Raw genomic sequence first — 3189 nt, forward strand, 5'->3', positions numbered from 1 at the left:
AAGTAGTATCCCAGACTAACGGCATATAGTATTCATCAATCGCCTTGATGTAGGGAACGATATCATTTTTAAATTCTAAAAATAAATCTTCTTTAAGGGGTGGATTATCATTACCAGCAGCTGTTGTATCATATAATCCAGCCCAACCTGTCCAACCGCCTGATGTATCATCCTCCACATATCTCCAAGAACTGCCATGTTTCCAATAAAACATTCCATCCGGGGTCATAACATAAACCCATAAAGGTTTCGCAAGATAATTCCGATGCCGTAGGCCATCTAAAGAAAAATCCTTCACTAATATTGCTGCGACCGGCCATACTCTGAGCCACATAGAACCAATCTTTATTGTATTCATTAGCAAGTTCTCTTGTCGAATCGGCAAATACCTCAATTTTTTGTAATGCTAATTGAAGACCTTGGTAATTACCTCCCTGGACATCACCTGTATATCGGGTTTCTATATCAGTTTGACTGCCATAAAATGGATACATAATTACATTCAATTGTTCAGGATCAATGATCTCTAAATATGTTTGGGCAGACTGACAAACGCCCCAAGCAAAACAAGATGTGCCAAATATGCTTTGACCAAAGGCAGTATCGGTTACGGCTCGAATAAGAGAATCAGCATAGCGGTAACTTAAGAATAACGCCGGCGGCGGCTCATCGCGAAGCTCCCAGGCGTACACGGTATCGGGATGCCCCCAAGATTGACAGACGTAACCGGCAATCTGGTTATCATACCAATGTTCTTCAACTAAGAGACGACCTGTCTCATTGTAAACTTTCAAATAATCTATCTTTAAAGTGCAAAGGTTCGTGGTCGTTACCTGATATTTAACTACATCATTAGGCATTACAAGAGAATCTGTAAGCATATATTCGCAAGGATTCTCGATGAAAAAAGTGTCGGCTATAATCGGGAAAGAATCTTGAGGACTTTCGCCCCAGCCAACAAAAACATTCAGAAATCCAAGCGTATCTCCGGAGTTAATATCAGCAGTATCAACCCATAATTTTAGTTTAATATAATAGTTAACTACAACATCACTTGTATTCCTTTGAGGCTGTTTGTACTTGAGATCGTCTAATACGATATCGATCGAACCGGGATTGGCCGTGTCCGGATCAACTACCCAATAGATTGAATCGGCGCCTGACCCGGCCCCGCCAATTAGCTGATCAAATTTTATCTCTAAATCCTGTTCCTCCGCTTCCCATTGGGCATAATGAGCCTTATGAATAACATATGTTTGCCATGGACGGAATGTATTGGCTATTGGCCACATACCGGCTCGTTTTATAGCCCTGACATTATCGGCGTTTATACCTGCAAATACAATGTTTGCCCCAAGCATGCCGGCTATCGAATCAAGACTGGCTGAATCTGATTCATTTATTAAGCTAAAATAACCGAAAGGCAATTCATCATCATCAAGGGCAAAACATAAACTTGTAAACATTACAAATACAACTAATAAGATTAATCTAAAATACATAATCCCTCCTCATTTTAAGAGTATTATCTTTCGAGGTTTATTCATCACTGATATGCCCCACTGACTTATCCTGACAAAGTATACACCCGATGGCAATTCATTCCTCTTACTATCCCTTCCATCCCATATAATTTTATGTATGCCTACTTCCCTCCTTTCGTTTACCAATAACCTGACTTTTCTTCCAAGGATATCATACACCTCGATCTCAATCTGCGCGGGAACAGGACCAAGATTAGCTACATGATAAACTATTGTAGTTGAGCTGTTAAAAGGATTTGGATAATTCGATGTAATTGAGGTAATACGCGGAAGATTCGGATTAATGAAATCATTAATACCTGTTGTTGTCGCTTCTATTTCATCAGAATAATCCGATTGATTATCCTGGTTGTCGATTGAAGCAAACCGGTAATAATATGACCTGCTATGTTCAAGGTTTTCATCTTTATAAAATGATGTCTCTGGTTCGGCTATTAAATTAAAAACCGATGGTTCGAAACCCGATATAGTATCCCCGTAGATAACATATCTATTAAAGTCAAACTCCTCGTTCATAAGCCAGATAAATAAAATAGAATCTGCAAAAACCTCATAAGTAATGCTGTCTGGTATTAAGGGCGGTAAATCCTGATAGTCATAGCTTTCACCTCCCGGTCCGCCGTAACAACCGATATCAGAACGAGTGCCGTTGATATCTAAAATATCAGGATGGCCTGCATCTATCAAAGGCGAATAAGCCTGAAGATGGTAATCGCTTACACCGACAAACATCGGAAATTCATGGTAGATAATGGAAGTGTCAATATTACCTATATCTCCAATTACATTTATGTTCTGTATGTCATTCTTAAGATTGTTGTATCGCAGGTCGACATAAGAATGAAGATAGCTATCGAAAATTTCGATTCCTATTCCACCTCCTGTAATTGAGTTGTTATAAGCGACAAGAGTATCAACATATTCTAACCGATACGACCTATGGTTGCCCGATACACTAATAAAACTGGTGTTGTTGTTAATCTGATCCCATGAATGAATATATCTATAATACATTACCTTGCCACCATAGGTTTGATTGTTAGTAAAAATCAAGGTGTCGATAGACATGCCAGGTATGGCATCCCATTCGAAAAAATGATAATGTGGATTTATACTAATGTTGTTTTCAACTATTACCTTATGCCCGCAAACCCAAATATCAGTATAAGGACTTGAATTAAAAAGACAATTCCTAACCTGAACAAATGGGATATCGCAACTAAATGGCGTAGTTATACCGATTATATCCTCAAATATGCAATTCTTAACATCAAAAGATGTGCCATATACTCCTGATCCAATTGCTCCACCATGTTGACCGTCTCCTGTAAACTTACAGTTTTCTACATTAATTAAATCGGTGTATAATCCTCCGACAATACATACACAACGAGCTTCAAAATGAATGCCCTTTATGAATATATCATCAGCTCCTGTGGAGTGGCTATAGACAATATATTCGCCAACAACGTTTCTCCAGATAAAGGTTGAATCCATGCCCATGCCGATGATGCTTAAATGGTCAGTCGTGTCGGGAATCCGTATGGTCTGGTTATACTCACCCGCGCCTACATATATCGTATCGCCTCTGCTGGCGGCATCGGCGGCATCCTGCACCACATGCGCCGCTGTCTCCCAGCTGGTG

General features: G+C 39.6%; 2 protein-coding genes. Both read right to left on the reverse strand.

Going from position 1 to position 3189, the window contains the following annotated elements; all coding sequences use genetic code 11:
• Positions 1-167 precede the first annotated feature (167 nt).
• Positions 168-1502, reverse strand: coding sequence for a hypothetical protein (locus tag J7K40_15460; GenBank protein ID MCD6163793.1), 1335 nt, complete (start codon positions 1500-1502; stop codon positions 168-170).
• Positions 1503-1511: 9 nt separating this feature from the next.
• On the reverse strand, positions 1512-3189 hold a 1678-nt coding region (locus tag J7K40_15465), incomplete at its 5' end, for a T9SS type A sorting domain-containing protein (GenBank protein ID MCD6163794.1).

The sequence above is a fragment of the Candidatus Zixiibacteriota bacterium genome (assembly GCA_021159005.1).
GTDB lineage: Bacteria > Zixibacteria > MSB-5A5 > UBA10806 > 4484-95 > JAGGSN01.